We start from the raw sequence: 17,785 nt of genomic DNA, 5'->3' as shown, positions 1-17,785 counted from the left end.
CACCTGTGACGCCGACTTTGCCGGGGTAACGCGTTGAAGTCACGCGGTTTTGCTGCCGAAATAAGCAGTCCTCCGCCATTTTTTCGGGCAAGCCGCCAGCCACCCCCGGCAAATGCTGCCAGTCCATGCTTATCGCGCTGGCCCGGCCCTTGCTACCACATGAAAGTCATGCACTCTTGCCGCATGGCCACAGGACGTTGCGGTCTTCACCAAGGCCTTGCGGCCTGTCCAATGGCGCAACGCCTTGCGGAGACAAGTCGGGATCTATGGCAGTCGCGTTTGATGAAATGAACATTCCCGGCGGGGATCTGCGCCCTGCCTATCAGGAGCTGGCGCGCTGGCTCAAGGAGACGCCCCCTGAGGCGCTCGAATATCGCCGCCAGGAGGCCGAGCTCCTGTTCCGCCGAATCGGCATCACCTTCGCGGTCTACGGCGAGGCCGAGTCCACCGAGCGCCTGATCCCCTTCGACGTGATCCCGCGGATCATGTCCGGCAAGGAATGGGCACTGCTGGAGAAGGGCCTGAAGCAGCGCGTGCGCGCGCTCAACATGTTCCTGCGCGACATCTATCACGGCCGCGACATCCTCCGCGCCGAAATCGTGCCCGACGATCTGATCTTTCAGAACCCGGTGTTCCGGCCCGAGATGAACGGCCAGCAGGTGCCTCACGACGTCTATGTGCACATCGCCGGCATCGACATCGTCCGGGTCGATGCCGAGGACTTCATCGTGCTGGAAGACAATGCCCGCACGCCGTCCGGCGTCTCCTACATGCTGGAAAACCGCGAGATCATGATGCGGCTGTTTCCGGATCTGTTCGCCCGCCACAGGGTGGCGCCGGTCGAACGCTATCCGGACGAACTGCTCGCCGCGCTGCGCTCGGTCGCGCCGCAAAGCGCCTCCGGCGAGCCGACGGTGGCCCTGCTCACCCCCGGCGTCTACAACTCGGCCTATTACGAGCACTCCTTCCTCGCCGACAAGCTCGGCATCGAGCTGGTCGAGGGCCGCGATCTCATCGTCAAGAACAACGAAGTGTTCATGCGGACGACGGAAGGCTTGAAGCGGGTCGACGTGATCTATCGCCGCGTCGACGACGACTTCCTCGATCCCCTCACCTTCCGTCCCGATTCCGTGCTGGGCGTGCCCGGGCTGATGTCCGCCTATGCGGCCGGCAACATCACGCTCGCCAACGCCGTCGGCACCGGCATCGCCGACGACAAGGCGATCTACTCCTACATGCCGGACATCGTGAAATTCTATCTCGGCGAGGAGCCGATCCTGAAGAACGTGCCGACCTGGCGCTGCCGCGAGCCGAAGGATCTCGCCTACGTGCTGGACAATTTGAGCGAGCTCGTCGTCAAGGAGGTTCACGGCTCCGGCGGCTACGGCATGCTGATCGGCCCCGCTGCGACCAAAGCCACGATCGAAGCGTTCCGCGAGAAGCTCAAGCGCGAGCCGGAAGGTTTTATCGCGCAGCCGACGCTGGCGCTCTCGACCTGTCCGACCTGCACGGCATCAGGCCTTGCGCCACGCCACGTCGATTTGCGGCCCTTCGTGCTCACCGGCAGCAAGCGCACCACCATTGTGCCGGGCGGACTGACACGTGTTGCGCTGAAGGAAGGTTCCCTGGTGGTGAATTCGAGCCAGGGCGGCGGCACCAAAGACACCTGGATCCTGGACGAGTAGACAGATGCTGTCGCGTACCGCCGAAAACCTCTACTGGCTCGCCCGCTACGTCGAACGGGCCGAATATCTCGCGCGCACCATCGATGCGACCTTGCGCGTCACCGCGCTTCCCGCCGCCTATATCGGCAAGACCAACGAATGGGACTCGGCGCTGCTCACCGCCGGCGTCGCCGCCAGCTTCTATCAGACCTATGAGGAAGCCAACGAGCACAACGTCGTCGACTATCTCTCTTTCTCCGTCGACAACCCGTCCTCGATCAGGAACTGCATCGAGGCGGCGCGGCTGAACTCGCGTTCGGTGCGCACCGCGCTGACCAGCGAGATGTGGGACACCATCAACTCGGCCTGGATCGAGCTTCAGGCGGTCTGGAGCAAGGGCACCTCGACGCGCGAAGACCTCGCCAAATTTTTGCGCTTCGTGCAGGAGACCTCGCTGCGCTTCGACGGCTCGGCCTACCGGACCATGCTTCGCAACGACGCCTACTGGTTCTCGCGGATGGGCGTGCACCTGGAGCGCGCCGACAACACCGCGCGCATTCTCGACGTGAAGTATCACGTGCTGCTGCCCGAGGAGGAGCATGTCGGCGGCCCGCTCGACTTCTATCAATGGAGCTCGATCCTGCGCTCGGTCTCGGCGCTGACGGCCTATCACTGGGTCTATCGCGAGACGCTCAAACCCTGGCTGATCGCGGACCTGCTCATCCTCAACGATACGCTGCCGCGCTCGCTGGCCAGCTGCTACGGCAATCTCGTGCGCAACCTCGACCAGATCGGCGTCGCCTATGGCCGCCAGGGCGCGGCCCAGCGCCACGCCCGCGGCATCCGCAACCGGCTGGAGCACAGCAACATGAACGACATTTTCCAGCACGGCGTCCATGAATTCATTCAGGAATTCATCACGGACAATTCCAGGCTGGGCGAAATCATCACGAAGCAGTATTTGATCTGATGAACGTCGTCATTCCGGGATGGTCCGAAGGACCAGACCCGGAATCTCGAGATTCCGGGCTCGATGCTCGCGCATCGCCCCGGAATGACGACGCAAGCACAACGGTTCCTCATGCGCCTGCGAATCCTGCACACCACGACTTATCGCTACGAGCCGCCGGCCACGAGCGTGATCCAGATCCTGCGCATGACGCCCGGCAGCCATGACGGGCAATATGTGGCGGAATGGCAGATCGACGTCTCCACGGACACCAAGCTCGACATGCACGAGGATGCGTTCGGCAACGTCACCCATGTGCTGTCCTGCGGTCCTGTCGGCGACATCCAGATCACCGCCGAAGGGCTGATCGAGACCCACGACACCGGCGGCGTGCTGCGCGGCACCGACGAACGCTTTCCGGCGGGCATGTTCTTGCGCCCAACCGACCTCACCTCGGTGAATCCCGCGATGATGGCGGTGGCGCGTCAGTTGCGCAGCGAGGCCGAGAGCGACACGCTCGGCTTCCTGCATACGCTGATGACTGAGATTGCCGATCACATGACGTTCGACGAGGACCCGACCCATAGCGGCACCTCGGCGGCGGAGGCGTTCACGCTCAAGCGCGGGGTCTGCCAGGACTATGCGCACATCTTCATTGCCTGCGCCCGCGCCGCCGGCGTGCCGGCGCGCTTCGTCTCCGGCCACTTCCTGCGCGCGGACGGTCTCTTGCATCAGGACGCCGGGCACGCCTGGGCGGAAGCCTTCGTGCCCGATCTCGGCTGGGTCGGCTTCGATCCCGCCAACAGCATCTGCGCCACCGACGCCCATGTCCGCGTCGCGATCGGGCTCGACTATCTCGGCGCGGCCCCGGTGCGCGGCACCCGCTATGGCGGCGGCACGGAGACGCTGACGGTGGCCGTGAAGGTCGAGCAGGCCGGCCGCGGCGGGCCGTCGCAATCGCAATCCCAGCGGCAGGGCTAGGCGCAGCCGTCGGATCGCATCGGCCGTGCTACACTCGCGAAATCAGCCCCCGCGAGGTACCCATGGCCACTGTAAAGCTGCTTTCGGACGATGAACTCTCCGCTGAAGCACGCGCCGTCTTCGACGATATCCGCAAGGTGCGGAAGTCGGACTTCATCAACAATTTTTGGCGCGCGCTGGCGCATGATCCGAAGACGCTGCGGCGGACCTGGGAGAGCATCAAGGAGGTGATGGCGCCCGGCGCGCTCGATCCCAGGGTCAAGGAGATGCTCTATGTCGCGGTTTCGATCGCGCATGGCTGCAGCTACTGCATTCATTCTCACACCGCCGCCGCACGAGCCAAGGGCATGAGCGAGGCCGAATATGCCGAGATGCTCGCCATCGTCGGCATGGCCGCGGAGACCAACCGGCTGGTCACGGCGCTCGGCGTGCCGGTCGACGAGGCGTTTCTGATCGATGCTGCTGACTGAGGTCCCGCCCCGGTAATCGGGGGTTTCATGCCTCCTTGAAATTGGCTAGTAATTCCGCGCAAACGCGTTCGGGGACTGGAAATGACCTATTGCTGCGGAATCCTGGTTCGGGACGGTCTGGTGATGATCGCCGACACCCGCACCAATGCCGGCCTCGACAATGTCTCGACCTTCCGCAAGCTGCACATCTTCTCCAAGCCCGGCGAGCGCATCATGGCGATCGCCAGCGCCGGCAACCTCGCCATCAGCCAGTCGGTGCTCTCCACGCTGACCGAAGGCCTGGAGGACCCCAACACGGGCGAGCTCGAGACGCTGATGAACGCGCCGACCATGTTCCAGGCCGCCCAGAGGATCGGCCGGGCCATCCGGGCGGTGCACGCGACCGAAGGGCCGGCGCTGAGATCCGAGGACGTGTCCTTCGACGTCTCCTTCCTGTTCGGTGGCCAGATCAAGGGCTCCCGGATGCGCTTGTTCATGGTCTACACCGCCGGCAATTTCATCGAGTGCACCACCGACACGCCCTACCTGCAGATCGGCGAGCACAAATATGGCAAGCCGGTGCTCGACCGCGCCATGCATTACGACGTCGAGCTCTACGAGGCGCTGAAGACCGGCCTGATCTCGATGGACTCGACCATGCGCTCGAACCTCGGCGTCGGCCTGCCGATCGACGTGCTGGTGGTGCGCGCGGACGCCTGCGAGGCCGACCTCAACCACCGCATCGAGGCGGGCGAGCCCTATTTCCACGACCTGCGCTCGCGCTGGTCGGCGGCGCTGCGCGCAGCGCATCAGAACATTCCGCGCCCGCCCTACAAGAACGAAAAAGAACCCAAAACCTGACAGCTCAACAGAAAAGGCAGGAAACGATGAGTGAAGCAAAAAAGATCGCCCTGGTGACGGGCGCCGGCACCGGCGTCGGGCGCGCGGCGTCGCTGGCATTGATGAACACCGGCTTCACCGTGGTGCTGGTCGGGCGCCGGCTCGACATGCTCGAGGAGACCGCAAAGCTCGGCCCCGCGGGAAAGAGCCTCTGCGTCACCGCCGACATGACCAAACCGGACTCCATCGCCGCCCTGTTCGACAAGGTGAAGGCGACCTACGGCCGCCTCGACGTGCTGTTCAACAATGCCGGCATGGGCGCGCCCGCGGTGAACTTCGAGGACCTCAGCCTCGAGCATTGGCAGGCGGTGGTGAACACCAACCTCACCGGCCCGTTCCTGTGCACCCAGCACGCCTTCCGCATCATGAAGGACCAGAACCCGCGCGGCGGCCGCATCATCAACAACGGCTCGATCTCCGCGCATGCGCCGCGGCCGTTCTCGGCCGCCTACACCTCGACCAAGCACGCCATCACGGGCCTGACCAAGGCCAGTAACCTCGACGGGCGCATGTACGACATCGCGGTTGGCCAGGTCGACATCGGCAATGCCGCGACCCCGATGACCGACCGCATGGTCAACGGCCCCGGCGTGCTACAGCCGGACGGCACGACCAAGCACGAGCCGCGCATGGACGCCAAGGCGGTCGGCGATGCCGTGGCCTACATGGCCAGCCTGCCGCTCGACGCCAACGTGCTGACCATGACGGTGATGGCGACCAAGATGCCGTTCGTCGGACGGGGCTAAATCAAAAACACGAAAACAACCCCATGCACAGTAGGGATCTCATTGATTTCCCTATGCTCTGTCCGCGACCGTGCCCCGGACGCTGCGCGGCATGAAATGACGCGCTGCCGAGCCGGGGCCCACGCTGCCCCGATCTCGTTCTTGGCCTTTCTGGGTCCCGGCTCTGCACCGCAACACTGACGCGTTGCGGCTTGTCCGGAACACGAGACCATCTCGCCCTACTCCAAACTCTCCACCTTCCGCAGGCTCGGGAACAGCTTCATCCAGAGCAGCGCCACTGCGACCGTGGCGACGCCGCCGAGCACGGCGGCCGGCATGGCGCCGAGCAGCGCGGCGGCCACCCCGCTTTCGAACTGGCCGAGCTGGTTCGAGGCGTTGATGAACAGGAAGTTGACCGCGCCGACCCGGCCGCGCATCTCGTCGGGCGTTGCGAGCTGCACCAGCGAGAAGCGGATCACGACGCTGATCGTGTCGGCGGCACCGAGCACCGCGAGCGACAGCACCGACAGCCACATCCAGGACGACAGCGCAAACACGATGGTGGCGAGGCCGAACACGATCACCGCCTGGAACATGCGTAGGCCCACATGCCTGGAGATGGCGTGACGCGCCAGCACCATGGTCATCAGCAGCGCGCCGACCGCGGGTGCCGCGCGCAGCACGCCGAGCCCGACCGGCCCGGCCTGAAGGATGTCGCGGGCATAGATCGGCAAGAGCGCAGTTACGCCGCCGAACAGCACCGCGAACAAATCGAGCGAGATGGTACCGAGGATCGCCGGATTGCTGCGAATGAAGCGGACGCCGGCAAAGATGTTGTCCGTCTCCGTCCCCTCCTTGGCGATGGCCTGCGGGCGGGGCCGGATGAAGCCGGTCAGGATCATCCCGACGATCCAGAACAGCACCATCACGGCATAGGCCAGATGCGGGGCAACCGCATAAGCGAAGCCACCGAGCGCCGGCCCGGTGATGGTCGCGACCTGCGCCGCGCCGCTGGAGACGGCGGTGGCGCGCTGGAGCGATCCCTGCGGCGCGATCGCCGGCAGCAGCGCCGCCGTGGTCGGACTCTCGAACGCGCCGGCGATCCCGAGCACGAAGGTTGCGAAGAAGATCTGAACCTCGCCGACCGCACCGAGATAGGTGATGACTGCGAGATAGAGCGCGGTCGCGGCTTCCACGAGCTGGCAGAGCTGGACCACGCGCTTGCGCTCGAAGCGGTCCGCGGCGTGGCCGGCGACGAACACCAAAAGCGCGGTGGGCAGGAACTGGACGAGGCCCACCATGCCGAGATCGAAGGCCGAACCAGTGAGATCGTAGATCTGCCAGCCGATCGCGACCGCCGCGATCTGGCTGGAAAAGCGCGACAGGCTGCGCGAGAGCAGGAAGAACAGGAAGGCGCGGTGGACGAGAAGCGCGCTGGCGCTGACTGGTGGATGTCCGGATATTGGCTGCTCTGGCATCGCCGCTTCGACCACCCCTTGGATCGTCTTTTGGGTCACCCTCGGACCGCTCGCCCCCGTGATATCGGAGCTCCCCGCGTGGCTGAGGCGGACCCGCTTGTCAACAATGCGAGGCGTCCCGGATCTGTCGGCATTGCCTTTGCAGCGCAGGCACGGCCATAATCATTGAGGGTTTGGGGACATCATGCTGCGCTTGCAATCGGCACTCGGCATTTTCGCATTGCTGTTGATCGCCTTCGCGCTCGCAGAGAACCGGCGCGCCGTATCGCTGCGACAGGCGGCGATCGGCCTCGTCGTCACCTTCGCCACCGCGATCACGCTGCTGAAGCTGCCGGTCGTCGCGCATGCCTTCGGCGCCATCAACGACGCGGTCGCTGCGATCTCGGCGGCCTCGCGCGCCGGGTCCGCCTTCGTGTTCGGCTATGTCGGCGGCGGCCCCCTGCCCTTCGATGTCAAAGTGCCGGGCGCCGATTTCATCCTGGCGTTCCAGGCGCTGCCGATCGTGTTGGTCATGAGCGTGCTGACGACGCTGCTGTTCCACTGGCGCGTGCTGCCGCCGGTCGTGCGCGGAATGGCCTGGCTGCTGGAGCGGACGCTCGGCGTCGGCGGCGCGGTCGGCCTGTCGACCGCCGCCAACATCTTCCTCGGCATGGTCGAGGCGCCACTGTTCGTGCGGCCGTATCTGAAGCAGATGACCCGCAGCGAATTGTTCCTGGTGATGACCGGCGGCATGGCGGGAATCGCCGGCACGGTGCTGGTGCTTTATGCGACGCTGCTTGCTCCCCTCATCCCCGACGCCGCCGCGCATTTCGTCATCGCCTCCGTGCTGGGCGCGCCGGGTGCGATCCTGGTCAGCCTGATCATGGTGCCTGAAACCTCCGACAAGCGCACCGGCGGCACGCTGGAGGACCCCGAGATGGAGGTATCCGGCACGATGGACGCGATCGTGAAAGGCACCACCGCCGGCCTCGAGCTGCTGCTCAACATCGTCGCCATGCTGCTGGTGCTGGTGGCGCTGGTCTATCTCGTCAACGCCATCCTCGGACTGCTGCCTGATATCGGCGGTGCCGCGATCTCCCTGCAGCGCTTGTTGGGGCTGGCGATGGCGCCGGTGTGCTGGCTGATGGGGCTGCCGTGGGATCAGGCCGTCACCGCCGGCAGCCTGATGGGCACCAAGACCGTGCTCAACGAATTGATCGCCTATGTCGACCTCTCGAAGCTGCCGGCCGGCGCGCTCGATCCGCGCTCGCGCCTGATCATGCTCTACGCGATGTGCGGCTTCGCCAATTTCGCCAGCCTCGGCATCATGATCGGTGGCTTGGGCGTGATGGCGCCGGAGCGGCGCGAGGAGATCAACGCGCTCGGGCTGAAGTCGATCGTGTCGGGGACGCTGACGACGTGCCTGATGGGCGCGGTGGTGGGGGTGTTGGCGTAGGTCTCACTCCGCCGTCATTGCGAGGAGCCCTTGCGACGAAGCAATCCAGACCGTTTCCGCAGATGCATTTCTGGATTGCTTCGCTTCGCTCGCAATGACGGGTGGAGAGATGTGTGCGCATTTACGGCGTCGCCCTACGCCTTCAACTCCACCGTCTTGAACTCCGCTGGCAGGATCACCTCCAAGAGCTCGACGTCATCAGAATAATCCAGGATCATGTGCTTGATCTTCGGCGGCTGGGTCCAGGCGCTGCCTTCTTTCATCAGCGTCTCGCCCTGCCCGTCCATGTAGGTCTTCACCCAGCCTTTGAGCACGTAGACCATCTGGAATTCGACGTCGTGGAAGTGCAGCTTCGAGACCTCGGCCGGATTGCAGGGGCCCTGCAGGCGGATCACATGGGCTTGCGCGAGACCGTGGGTCGCCTCTGCAATGCCGAGGTCGCGGTATTTCGCGTAGGCGCGCAGGCCGTCGGCCTTGAAGTCTTCCTCACGGTGATGGCTGATCGCGATGCGTTGCCGGGGGCGTGCCGCCTTTTTCGGAGCCGCGGTGCGTGCCTTCGCCTTCACCGCTTTGCGCGCCGACGATCGCGCTGCGACCTTTGCGCCGCTGCGCTTCTTCACCGCAGCCTTCGTTGCGGATCTTGATGCCTTTTGCTTGGCCATTGTCTGCCTCCCTGATCTGAGCCGCGCCCGCCGGACGGGGAACAACCCGAAGGCAGATTATCCAGTCTTGGACGAGGCAGCAATTGCGGGACGTCCGGCTCGTCACTCGAATATCCGATCAAATCGTAGCTTGTCCCAAGCTGTCGTGGCGACCGGCCGGCGTCTCGTATTGGTTCTGCCGCTGAATTAGTCTCGCCGCAGGATTCTTGAGGGAATTGATTCATGGGCGGCAGCGTAGGCCAGCGTGCATTTCAAAATGCCCGGCTGCAGAAACGACAGAAGGCCGAAGTGTTGCCGTTGCTCGGGCACGCACTCCAGTTGCACAAGATAGGACTTTTGCCGGAGGCTCAGACCGCCTATCGCCAAGTCCTGCAGCTCGCACCCATGCAATTCATCGCGCTGCACATGCTCGGCGTTTTGGAGTCGGATGCCAAGAACTATCAGCAAGCCGAAATCCTGCTAAGCCGGGCAATTGCCGCGGATCCGCGATCCGCCGATGCTCACATGAGCCTTGGCGTCGCCCTCAACGGGCTACGGCGTCACGAGGAGGCCCGCGCGAGCTATCGAAAGGCCCTCGCCCTGCGGCCTGACCACGCCCTGACCCTGTCCAATCTCGGCAATGCGAGTGTGGCCCTCGACCTTCACGATGAGGCGCTGCATAGCTACGACAAGGCGCTCGCACTTAATCCGGACCTTGCCGAAGCCCATAACGGCCGAGGTTGGGCGCTCTGCCGTCAGCGCAACTATGACGAGGCCGTCGCAAGCTTGAACCGCGCGCTGTCGATCAAGCCAAGCTACGCGGCGGCGCTCGCGAACCGCGCCATTGCTTTACGGGAGCTTCAGCGATTTGACGAAGCCCTGGCAGACGGCAATCGGGCCATCGCACTGGCACCCGACGACGCGAATGGGTGGCTCGCGCGGGCCGGTGTCCTGCTCCAGATCCAGCAGATTGCCCAGGCGTCGCACGATTGCGAGCAGGCCCTCGTGATCGATCCCGGTTCCATTCAAGCTCACTTGGTGCTGGGCCTTTGCCTCGCCGGACTTGGCCGGGTCGACGAAGCCCTCGCCAGTTTCGACAGGGCCCTCGACATCCAGCCTGACCTGCAGAGCGCGATCTCCAACAAGATATTCACGCTCGACTTTGCGGGGGACGCCACCGTCGAACGGCATCAGCAGGCTCGTCAGGTGTGGTGGGAGCGTGTCGGCGCGAAGATCGCTTCAGGAGCGGCGCGACCGCATGACAACAATCGCGATCCGGATCGCCGCCTGGTGCTTGGCTATGTCTCATCGGATTTCAACGCGCATTCGGCCGCGCTGATCTTCATGCCGGTCCTTCAACACCATGACCGGGCACAGTTCGAGATCGTGTGCTACGCCTGCTCCTCGAAGGTGGATGCGACGACCAGCCAATTTCGGGAGATCGCCGATCGCTGGCGCGACGCCTCGCAATGGAGCGAAGATCGCCTCGCCGCCGAAATCCGCGCCGACGGCATCGACATCCTGATCGATCTGTCCGGCCACACCAGAGGGAACCGGCTCGGCGTGTTTGCGCGCAAACCGGCGCCGATCCAGGTCCACGGCTGGGGCCACGGCACGGGCACTGGGCTGCCGACGATCGACTATCTGATCTCGGACCCGGTCGCGATTCCGCACGAGGTTCGGCATCTGTTTGCGGAGACCGTCGTCGACCTGCCCTGCTTCGTGACGCTGACGCCACTGCCGGCCGAGATTGCGCGGGCGCCAACCCCAGCGATCTCGAACGGCTTCGTCACCTTCGGCGTCTTCAACCGCATCAGCAAGATCTCGGACGAGGCAGCAGACGTCTGGTCCAGGATTCTCGAGCGCGTGCCGGGTTCGCGACTGCTGATCAAGGATGTCGCGCTGGACGACCGGCTGGTCCGCGAAAATCTGCTGGCGCGGTTCGAGGCCTGCGGATTGCCGGCCGAACGCGTCGAGCTGCTCGGCGCTACCTTGCGAGGCGAACATCTGGCATCGTTCAATCGCGTTGATATCTGCCTCGACCCGTTCCCGCAGAACGGCGGCGTCAGCACATGGGAAGCCCTGCAGATGGGCGTGCCGGTGGTCGCCAAACTCGGCAACAGCCTGCCCAGCCGTGCCGCCGGCTCCATCCTCACGGCGCTTGGCCTGCCTGACTGGGTCACCGACAGCCAAGAGGCCTATATCGACGTCGCAACGAGCCGCGCCTTGCAGATCGGCGAGCTCGACAAGTTGCGCCTCGAATTGCCTGACAGTATCCGGGCCGCAGCCGCCGGCAACCCGGCCTCATACGGGCGAGCGGTGGACGATGCCTATCGCGCGATGTGGCAACGCTATTGCAGCAACGGCGCCTGATTGCCGCACACGCGATCACGGGAATAGCGCATCAGCCGGACGCAGCCGCAACGGAGATCGTATAGGGTGGGCAAAGCGACTTGTCCGCCGAAGCTCAAAGAGCGAAGGCGGAAGCGTGCCCACCTTCCGCGCACGATCCATGGAGAGAGGGTGGGTGGGCACGGCGCTTAAGCGCCTTTGCCCACCCTACGAGACCGGTCTCCCTCAATGCAGCCGGAACACGCCGTCCACGGCGCGCAGCTCGGCCGGCTTGATCAGCTTGGAATGCGCCACGGTCACCGAATGGAGGGGGCCGTCGAGCTTCTCCTGCCAGAACGCCAGGAAATCCTTCAGCACCGGGAATTTCGGAAACATGTCGTAGTTCTGCCAAACGTAGGTCTGAAGCAGCGAGGGATGATCCGGCATCCGGTAGAGAATTTGTGCCGTCGTCAGCCCGTAACCCAGCATCTGTTTCCGGAAATCCTCGGAAACGACCCCATTCCGCAGTCCCATGCCAACCTCCTTTGCAGGAGCGCATTCAAGGGGCGGCTTGGTCGGTGTGCGCCTTACGAGCCACCCGGTACTGATGCGCTCACATGAGAGAAATGTGACGCAAACTGACAATTCATCTCAAGCCCAAAAGTTTAACAAGCTGTTGAAATTCAATGCGTTAGCAGCAGAGAACGCTCCGTGCTAATACGGGTGCGAGGCTCGGTTAACGATGGCGAGAGAAGCTGGCAATCCGCGCTTCCGAGTGCTGATTTTTTTGCTACAAACCCTTGCCCCCGCAAAATTCCTGTCCTATTTCAGCCTCGCCCGTGCTAGCACTCGCGGGCAACGATTGCTAACAATCTCAAAATCCTCAACTCGTGCAAATGTTTAGGAGGACTGCATGAAATTCCGTCCGCTTCACGACCGCGTCGTGGTCAAGCGCATCGACGCAGAAGAGAAGACCGCTGGCGGCATCATCATTCCCGACACTGCCAAGGAAAAGCCCTCCCAGGGCGAAGTCGTCGCCGTTGGTCCCGGTGGCCGCGACGAATCCGGCAAGCTGATCCCGATCGACCTGAAGGTCGGCGACCGCGTGCTGTTCGGCAAGTGGTCCGGCACTGAAGTCAAGATCGACAGCGTCGATCTCTTGATCATGAAGGAAAGCGACATCATGGGCGTCCTCGACGTCCCCGCTTCCAAGAAGAAGGCGGCCTAAGAGCCCCTCTCTCCCTCCAGTCAAACACCTCAAGGAAAAATCCAGATGGCAGCCAAAGAAGTCAAATTCTCGGTTGAAGCGCGCGACAAGATGCTGCGCGGCGTCGACGTTCTCGCCAACGCGGTGAAGGTCACGCTCGGTCCGAAGGGCCGCAACGTCGTGCTCGACAAGTCGTTCGGCGCTCCCCGCATCACCAAGGACGGCGTCACCGTCGCCAAGGAGATCGAGCTCGAGGACAAGTTCGAGAACATGGGCGCGCAGATGGTGCGCGAAGTCGCCTCCAAGTCCGCTGACGCGGCCGGCGACGGCACCACCACCGCCACCGTGCTCGCCCAGGCGATCGTGAAGGAAGGCGCCAAGTCGGTTGCCGCCGGCATGAACCCGATGGACCTCAAGCGCGGTATCGACCTCGCGGTCGAAGCCGTGGTTGCGGACCTGCAGAAGAACTCCAAGAAGGTCACCTCGAACGACGAGATCGCCCAGGTCGGCACCATCTCGGCGAACGGCGACCAGGAGATCGGCAAGTTCCTCTCCGACGCCATGAAGAAGGTCGGCAACGAGGGTGTCATCACCGTCGAGGAAGCCAAGTCGCTCGAGACCGAGCTCGATGTCGTCGAGGGCATGCAGTTCGACCGCGGCTACATCTCGCCCTACTTCGTCACCAACGCCGACAAGATGCGCGTTGAGATGGACGACGCCTACATCCTCATCAACGAGAAGAAGCTCTCCTCGCTGAACGAGTTGCTCCCGCTGCTCGAGGCCGTGGTGCAGACCGGCAAGCCGCTGGTCATCGTCGCCGAGGACGTCGAAGGCGAAGCGCTTGCGACCCTCGTCGTGAACCGTCTGCGTGGCGGCCTCAAGGTCGCGGCCGTCAAGGCTCCGGGCTTCGGCGATCGCCGCAAGGCCATGCTGCAGGACATCGCGATCCTGACCGGCGGCCAGGCGATCTCGGAAGACCTCGGCATCAAGCTCGAGAACGTCACGCTCAACATGCTCGGTCGCGCCAAGAAGGTGATGATCGACAAGGAGAACACCACGATCGTCAACGGCGCCGGCAAGAAGGCCGACATCGAGGCGCGCGTGGCCCAGATCAAGGCGCAGATCGAGGAGACCACCTCGGACTACGACCGCGAGAAGCTCCAGGAGCGTCTCGCCAAGCTCGCGGGCGGCGTCGCGGTGATCCGCGTCGGCGGCGCGACCGAGGTCGAGGTGAAGGAGCGCAAGGATCGCGTTGATGACGCGATGCATGCGACCCGCGCGGCGGTCGAGGAAGGCATCTTGCCAGGCGGCGGCGTCGCCCTGCTCCGTGCCTCCGAGCACCTCAAGGGCATTCGCACCAAAAATGACGACCAGAAGACCGGGGTCGAGATCGTGCGCAAGGCGTTGTCCTACCCAGCCCGCCAGATCGCAATCAACGCGGGCGAGGACGGCTCGGTCATCGTCGGCAAGATCCTCGAAAAGGATCAGTACACGTATGGCTTCGACTCGCAGACCGGCGAATACGGCAACCTGGTCTCCAAGGGCATCATCGATCCGACTAAGGTGGTTCGAGTGGCGATCCAGAACGCAGCCTCGGTTGCAGCCCTGCTGATCACCACGGAAGCCATGGTCGCCGAGCTGCCCAAGAAGGGCGGCGCCGGTCCGGCGATGCCTCCGGGCGGCGGCATGGGCGGCATGGACTTCTAAGTCCGACATTCAGAGCTCGACAATAAGAAGGCTCGGCAGCGACGCCGAGCCTTCGCCGATTTCCTTGCGGTCAGATGGGGTCCAATCCTGGCACACGGTATTGCGCGAGCGCGTCGAAGCCCGCGCCGCCCACAAATGTCAGGCGGCGAGTTCGAGGGGACACCGCGAGCGACTGGTCGAGCACGAGTATTTATCGTAAACGGATGTGCCTGGTCCAGAAATCCTGAAATCGCAGATTGAAGACGCGCGAAGGAGCATCAAAGACCTTAAGCTCAGCCTTGAAGCCTATGTCGAAACGCAAGATATGTTTAAGCGCGCTGGCGCGCCGATGGCATCGATCCCCGCTCCGGCAAGCCTGTCTGCATCCACGTGATCGACATTTGCCGTTTCGACAACGGGAAGCTTGTTGAACATTGGGGGGTACCAGATCGGTTGCACTACTGCACCAAATCGGAGCACTTTCGCCGCCACCGAGATAATTGGTTTCTCGCCATTTGAAAGCGCTCGGCATAAGCCCTTTTGGTCCGCAACGGGTCAATCGCGTCGGTTTGACAGGACACCGAGGGCTTCCGGTCAAGCCTGGTGAACAGACATGGTCAGCACTGATCAGTTGTCTCAAACGGGCCACAAGCAGAAGACACAACAGATCTGTATCTGCGCGTCCGACTAGCAATGCGGTTACGGCTAGCGGAAGGGGTCTAATTGAGACCGTCACGTTCCTTCTTGATGATCGCTCGCAGAGCGTCCGCGTACTCTTCGACAATGGCCAACCGATCCCGCTCTGACTCACCAATCGGCGTTTTTTCGATAAGGCCTTCCCATTCGCGCCAATGCGTTGGAAACACATGCACTGGCGAACCGGTCTGTGAATTCACCCAGCCCCGTAGCACGCGGCGGCAGGGGAAAACTAGCGCATGTACCTGACCGGCAGTGTCGATTACTGCGAGTTGTAAATTGCGATCAAACGGTGCCGTTGCCGTGGATTTCCACATGGCGTGCTCCCTATCTTATGCAGGCGGGAGCGCAATCGGTCTCTCAGCCACCGACGCTACGGGCTGAGTTTCGGCCGGTGATAAAACTCAGTATATCTGGTTTCGGCGGGGACCTGTAGAAATTGTTCCGCTCGATTTGATTTTCGCGCGCAGGCGATGACAAAAATCTTCAAGCACCGTCCTCAAGTTTTCGCAGCTTACAAGCAGCTGCTCCGCTTGTTCGCGGTCCGTTGTGCCGAAGGGGTGCCTATCCCTCATATCCCTGACATGGTTCACTCTTTCACGGCACTCAACCGCTCTTTTCTCGATAAATTCGAGATGTTCGAGGTCATGCGCGAGCTTATCCAACTCGGCGATTAGCAGCCTGGTAAGACCCGCTCGTTTGTCAGCAGTCAGATCACTGCCGTTCAGAAGGCCGATAAAGTGATCTACGTTGGCTCTGGCGATAAATCGGTGCATTGGACCCCCCGTGATCCACGCCTTTGATGCATTTTGAACTCAATCCGAAGGGTAGGAAATATATTTCTTGGTCACGTCGGCGTGACGGTACAAAAAAGGCCGCCATGGGGGCGGCGGCCCTTTGTCGCTATGGGTGGGTGCTCCGCACTCAGGGGGATGAGTGCAACGCCTTTGTAGGGGACATCGCAACGGTCGTTTTGAGCAGGATCAAATTCGGACGATCATGTCTGCTCGGGGTCAACGGGCGCCGTCCTGACCGCCGCCGGTCACGTCCGGTCTACCGCGACAACCAGACGATTTCAGAGCCGGTCTGGGCTTCGCGTTCGGGCCAGAAGAGACTCATGCATTGGGCAGATTGCGAGTTGAATGACAGCGCCCCAGTTCATCGCACTCTCGTGCCGTGGAGGAGCTGTTCACAGGATTCAACCTCACATCGGCCCATGACTTGTGCGATCGCTTCGTTTCGAAAACGGCGTCAGCGTGGGAAAGCAGGAAAGACTTCGAAACAAAATGTCAGGCAGCACGCTGCCATTCGGTTCCATAGGGCCGGTTTAGAAGGACGTCTCGGCGAGAGCTGCTTCGGGTGTTGGGCTATTTTTCGTCGGCGAGCCACTTCCCTCACGACTTTTGTTTCAGGCTCATGTACGTGATGTACCGTATTGGGGCAGCGTCAGCCGCGGCGTAAATTGTGCAAGGTAATTTCCGGCGGACAATTGAGTCGCACGGGAACGACGCTCGAGCCCGCACCAACGGAAGTATAGCCGGTCATATCTCTGTACTGCCAAGGCCCAGCTCCCATCCGTCTTGGCAGCACCGCCTCGAGCTTGATGGGAATGGAGCCGGGGAGACAAATCTGACCACCGTGGGTGTGTCCGCTCAGCATCAGATCAAAGTTGGCATGCGCAGCCTGACGATAGACCTCCGGTGTGTGAGACAACAAGATCGAGAACTCACCGCGGGGTATTGAGAGAGCGGCCTTTTCGATGTTGTCCACTCTGAAGAAATGTGCATCGTCGATTCCCGCCAGATAGATCCGCTGGTCATTGCGAACGATTGTTTCGCATTCATTGAGCAGCACGCGAATACCCATAGCTTCGAGCCCGGGGACCATTTGAATCGTGTCGTGGTTGCCAAGCACCGCATAGATTGGCTTTTTCAGATGAGTTGCCACTCGCGCGACACCATCCAGCGCGGGCTGGAACGGCCCAACAGTCCGCCCCCGATAATCGCCAGTTAGGACGCACACATCGTACTGCATGCTGCCAACGAGCTCGATGAGTTTGTTCATGGCAACTTCATTCATATCCACGTGAAGGTCGCTAACGTGGAGAATGGTGAAGCCCTCAAAGAGGGGCGGTAATGTCTTGAACCTCATTTCGTTTCGTTTGACGAGAATGCGTTCTGCGTTCTGTCGTGCACGCCAGTAGAGCCCTGTTGCCTTCAGAACATTTCGAATGATCCACTCGGCCCAAGATGAGTTTTCAAGGTGAAAGAATGTGAGGCCCTGGCCAAATACCTGAGCTTCGTGATCTCTCTCGATCCCCAATCGCTGCCTGGCATGGAGCGGCCCGAGACGGATCTCGAGTTTGCGCAGAATGTCTTCGTCCACCAGCTAGTCCTTTTGAACGGCCTGAGGATAGATATAGCGTATTCTCATGAGGCCAAGGTCAACCCGACAGTGGCTAATTCCCACGCTTCCGCTGAATGTCGCGTTGGGTCATTTGGCTCGTGCACTGCAGCAAACTGCATCGCTATTCGATCACGTCGGCGCAGCCGAGCAGTCGACTTCAGGTTAATGGATGAGGCTCGACCGTGGTGCCTTGGATGACCGGCGCAAGACGTTCCACTGAAAGGCGTCCACAATAGT

Annotated in this window: 17 protein-coding genes; 11 read left to right on the top strand and 6 right to left on the bottom strand. The window is 62.4% G+C overall.

All coding sequences use genetic code 11. The features are described 5' to 3' along the window. The first annotated feature begins 266 nt into the window (after window positions 1–266). The 6 genes from UNPA324_RS22665 to UNPA324_RS22640 all read left to right on the top strand — a co-directional run bounded on the left by UNPA324_RS22665 (window position 267) and on the right by UNPA324_RS22640 (window position 5,689). A complete protein-coding gene (locus UNPA324_RS22665; RefSeq protein ID WP_128920914.1) occupies window positions 267–1,685 on the top strand; it encodes a circularly permuted type 2 ATP-grasp protein in 1,419 nt (472 codons plus the stop codon). Window positions 1,686–1,689: 4 nt separating this feature from the next. Further along, window positions 1,690–2,634, top strand: a complete 945-nt coding sequence (locus UNPA324_RS22660; RefSeq protein WP_128920913.1) for an alpha-E domain-containing protein — start codon at window positions 1,690–1,692, stop codon at window positions 2,632–2,634. 111 nt (window positions 2,635–2,745) lie between these two features. Continuing rightward, window positions 2,746–3,594 carry a transglutaminase family protein gene (locus UNPA324_RS22655; RefSeq protein ID WP_128920912.1) on the top strand — a complete coding sequence of 283 codons (849 nt, stop codon included), beginning with the start codon at window positions 2,746–2,748 and terminating at the stop codon, window positions 3,592–3,594. Window positions 3,595–3,656: 62 nt separating this feature from the next. Next, the gene (locus UNPA324_RS22650) at window positions 3,657–4,064 is read left to right on the top strand and encodes a carboxymuconolactone decarboxylase family protein (protein WP_128920911.1); all 408 of its coding nucleotides are present in this window, start codon (window positions 3,657–3,659) and stop codon (window positions 4,062–4,064) included. A gap of 81 nt (window positions 4,065–4,145) precedes the next feature. After that, on the top strand, window positions 4,146–4,904 hold the full coding sequence (locus tag UNPA324_RS22645; protein ID WP_063195258.1) for a proteasome-type protease: 759 nt from the start codon (window positions 4,146–4,148) through the stop codon (window positions 4,902–4,904). A gap of 26 nt (window positions 4,905–4,930) precedes the next feature. After that, on the top strand, window positions 4,931–5,689 hold the full coding sequence (locus tag UNPA324_RS22640; RefSeq protein ID WP_128920910.1) for an SDR family oxidoreductase: 759 nt from the start codon (window positions 4,931–4,933) through the stop codon (window positions 5,687–5,689). 218 nt (window positions 5,690–5,907) lie between these two features. Here the strand turns inward: UNPA324_RS22640 and UNPA324_RS22635 are convergent, their stop codons facing one another. Next, entirely contained in the window at window positions 5,908–7,146 is a 1,239-nt protein-coding gene (locus UNPA324_RS22635) for an MFS transporter (protein ID WP_128920909.1), read from the bottom strand. Between the two features lie 184 nt (window positions 7,147–7,330). Between UNPA324_RS22635 and UNPA324_RS22630 the strand changes: the two genes are divergently transcribed. After that, entirely contained in the window at window positions 7,331–8,581 is a 1,251-nt protein-coding gene (locus UNPA324_RS22630; RefSeq protein ID WP_128920908.1) for a NupC/NupG family nucleoside CNT transporter, read from the top strand. Between the two features lie 134 nt (window positions 8,582–8,715). Here the strand turns inward: UNPA324_RS22630 and UNPA324_RS22625 are convergent, their stop codons facing one another. Next, on the bottom strand, window positions 8,716–9,243 hold the full coding sequence (locus tag UNPA324_RS22625; protein WP_128920907.1) for a cupin domain-containing protein: 528 nt from the start codon (window positions 9,241–9,243) through the stop codon (window positions 8,716–8,718). Between the two features lie 222 nt (window positions 9,244–9,465). Here UNPA324_RS22625 and UNPA324_RS22620 point away from each other — a divergent pair, with 222 nt between their 5' ends. Then, entirely contained in the window at window positions 9,466–11,595 is a 2,130-nt protein-coding gene (locus UNPA324_RS22620; RefSeq protein ID WP_128920906.1) for an O-linked N-acetylglucosamine transferase, SPINDLY family protein, read from the top strand. A gap of 204 nt (window positions 11,596–11,799) precedes the next feature. Here UNPA324_RS22620 and UNPA324_RS22615 read toward each other — a convergent pair whose 3' ends face one another. Beyond that, entirely contained in the window at window positions 11,800–12,087 is a 288-nt protein-coding gene (locus UNPA324_RS22615) for an usg protein (protein ID WP_128920905.1), read from the bottom strand. Window positions 12,088–12,466: 379 nt separating this feature from the next. On the opposite strand from UNPA324_RS22615, the gene UNPA324_RS22610 reads away from it, so the two are divergent. The 3 genes from UNPA324_RS22610 (at window position 12,467) to UNPA324_RS36195 (ending at window position 14,965) form a co-directional block, all read left to right on the top strand. Next, the gene (locus UNPA324_RS22610) at window positions 12,467–12,781 is read left to right on the top strand and encodes a co-chaperone GroES (protein WP_128920904.1); all 315 of its coding nucleotides are present in this window, start codon (window positions 12,467–12,469) and stop codon (window positions 12,779–12,781) included. A gap of 45 nt (window positions 12,782–12,826) precedes the next feature. Further along, window positions 12,827–14,467: a chaperonin GroEL gene (gene groL / locus UNPA324_RS22605; RefSeq protein ID WP_141936018.1), complete on the top strand. Its 1,641-nt coding sequence runs from the start codon at window positions 12,827–12,829 to the stop codon at window positions 14,465–14,467. Between the two features lie 333 nt (window positions 14,468–14,800). Then, complete coding sequence (locus tag UNPA324_RS36195) at window positions 14,801–14,965, top strand: ester cyclase (protein ID WP_128919163.1); 165 nt, start codon at window positions 14,801–14,803, stop codon at window positions 14,963–14,965. 200 nt (window positions 14,966–15,165) lie between these two features. Here UNPA324_RS36195 and UNPA324_RS22595 read toward each other — a convergent pair whose 3' ends face one another. The 3 genes from UNPA324_RS22595 to UNPA324_RS22585 form a co-directional block, all read right to left on the bottom strand. Further along, complete coding sequence (locus UNPA324_RS22595; RefSeq protein ID WP_128919066.1) at window positions 15,166–15,459, bottom strand: hypothetical protein; 294 nt, start codon at window positions 15,457–15,459, stop codon at window positions 15,166–15,168. An 87-nt stretch (window positions 15,460–15,546) separates the two neighbouring features. Continuing rightward, entirely contained in the window at window positions 15,547–15,918 is a 372-nt protein-coding gene (locus UNPA324_RS22590) for a hypothetical protein (RefSeq protein WP_164936209.1), read from the bottom strand. Between the two features lie 670 nt (window positions 15,919–16,588). Continuing rightward, the gene (locus UNPA324_RS22585; protein ID WP_128919065.1) at window positions 16,589–17,527 is read right to left on the bottom strand and encodes a metallophosphoesterase; all 939 of its coding nucleotides are present in this window, start codon (window positions 17,525–17,527) and stop codon (window positions 16,589–16,591) included. Between the last annotated feature and the right edge of the window lie 258 nt (window positions 17,528–17,785).

The organism is Bradyrhizobium sp. UNPA324 (assembly GCF_006658635.1).
In the GTDB taxonomy this organism is placed as follows: Bacteria; Pseudomonadota; Alphaproteobacteria; order Rhizobiales; family Xanthobacteraceae; genus Bradyrhizobium; species Bradyrhizobium nanningense.
The sequence above is the reverse complement of the archived record's forward strand: the minus strand, read 5'-3'. Positions and strand labels throughout refer to the sequence as shown.

Bases quoted from the DNA above. Each gene is read 5' to 3' on its own strand.
- UNPA324_RS22665 (WP_128920914.1), top strand. From the start codon at position 267: ATGGCAGTCGCGTTTGATGAAATGAACATTCCCGGCGGGGATCTGCGC.
- UNPA324_RS22660 (WP_128920913.1), top strand. From the start codon at position 1,690: ATGCTGTCGCGTACCGCCGAAAACCTCTACTGGCTCGCCCGCTACGTC.
- UNPA324_RS22655 (WP_128920912.1), top strand. From the start codon at position 2,746: ATGCGCCTGCGAATCCTGCACACCACGACTTATCGCTACGAGCCGCCG.
- UNPA324_RS22650 (WP_128920911.1), top strand. From the start codon at position 3,657: ATGGCCACTGTAAAGCTGCTTTCGGACGATGAACTCTCCGCTGAAGCA.
- UNPA324_RS22645 (WP_063195258.1), top strand. From the start codon at position 4,146: ATGACCTATTGCTGCGGAATCCTGGTTCGGGACGGTCTGGTGATGATC.
- UNPA324_RS22640 (WP_128920910.1), top strand. From the start codon at position 4,931: ATGAGTGAAGCAAAAAAGATCGCCCTGGTGACGGGCGCCGGCACCGGC.
- UNPA324_RS22635 (WP_128920909.1), bottom strand. From the start codon at position 7,146: ATGCCAGAGCAGCCAATATCCGGACATCCACCAGTCAGCGCCAGCGCG.
- UNPA324_RS22630 (WP_128920908.1), top strand. From the start codon at position 7,331: ATGCTGCGCTTGCAATCGGCACTCGGCATTTTCGCATTGCTGTTGATC.
- UNPA324_RS22625 (WP_128920907.1), bottom strand. From the start codon at position 9,243: ATGGCCAAGCAAAAGGCATCAAGATCCGCAACGAAGGCTGCGGTGAAG.
- UNPA324_RS22620 (WP_128920906.1), top strand. From the start codon at position 9,466: ATGGGCGGCAGCGTAGGCCAGCGTGCATTTCAAAATGCCCGGCTGCAG.
- UNPA324_RS22615 (WP_128920905.1), bottom strand. From the start codon at position 12,087: ATGGGACTGCGGAATGGGGTCGTTTCCGAGGATTTCCGGAAACAGATG.
- UNPA324_RS22610 (WP_128920904.1), top strand. From the start codon at position 12,467: ATGAAATTCCGTCCGCTTCACGACCGCGTCGTGGTCAAGCGCATCGAC.
- groL (WP_141936018.1), top strand. From the start codon at position 12,827: ATGGCAGCCAAAGAAGTCAAATTCTCGGTTGAAGCGCGCGACAAGATG.
- UNPA324_RS22595 (WP_128919066.1), bottom strand. From the start codon at position 15,459: ATGTGGAAATCCACGGCAACGGCACCGTTTGATCGCAATTTACAACTC.
- UNPA324_RS22590 (WP_164936209.1), bottom strand. From the start codon at position 15,918: ATGCACCGATTTATCGCCAGAGCCAACGTAGATCACTTTATCGGCCTT.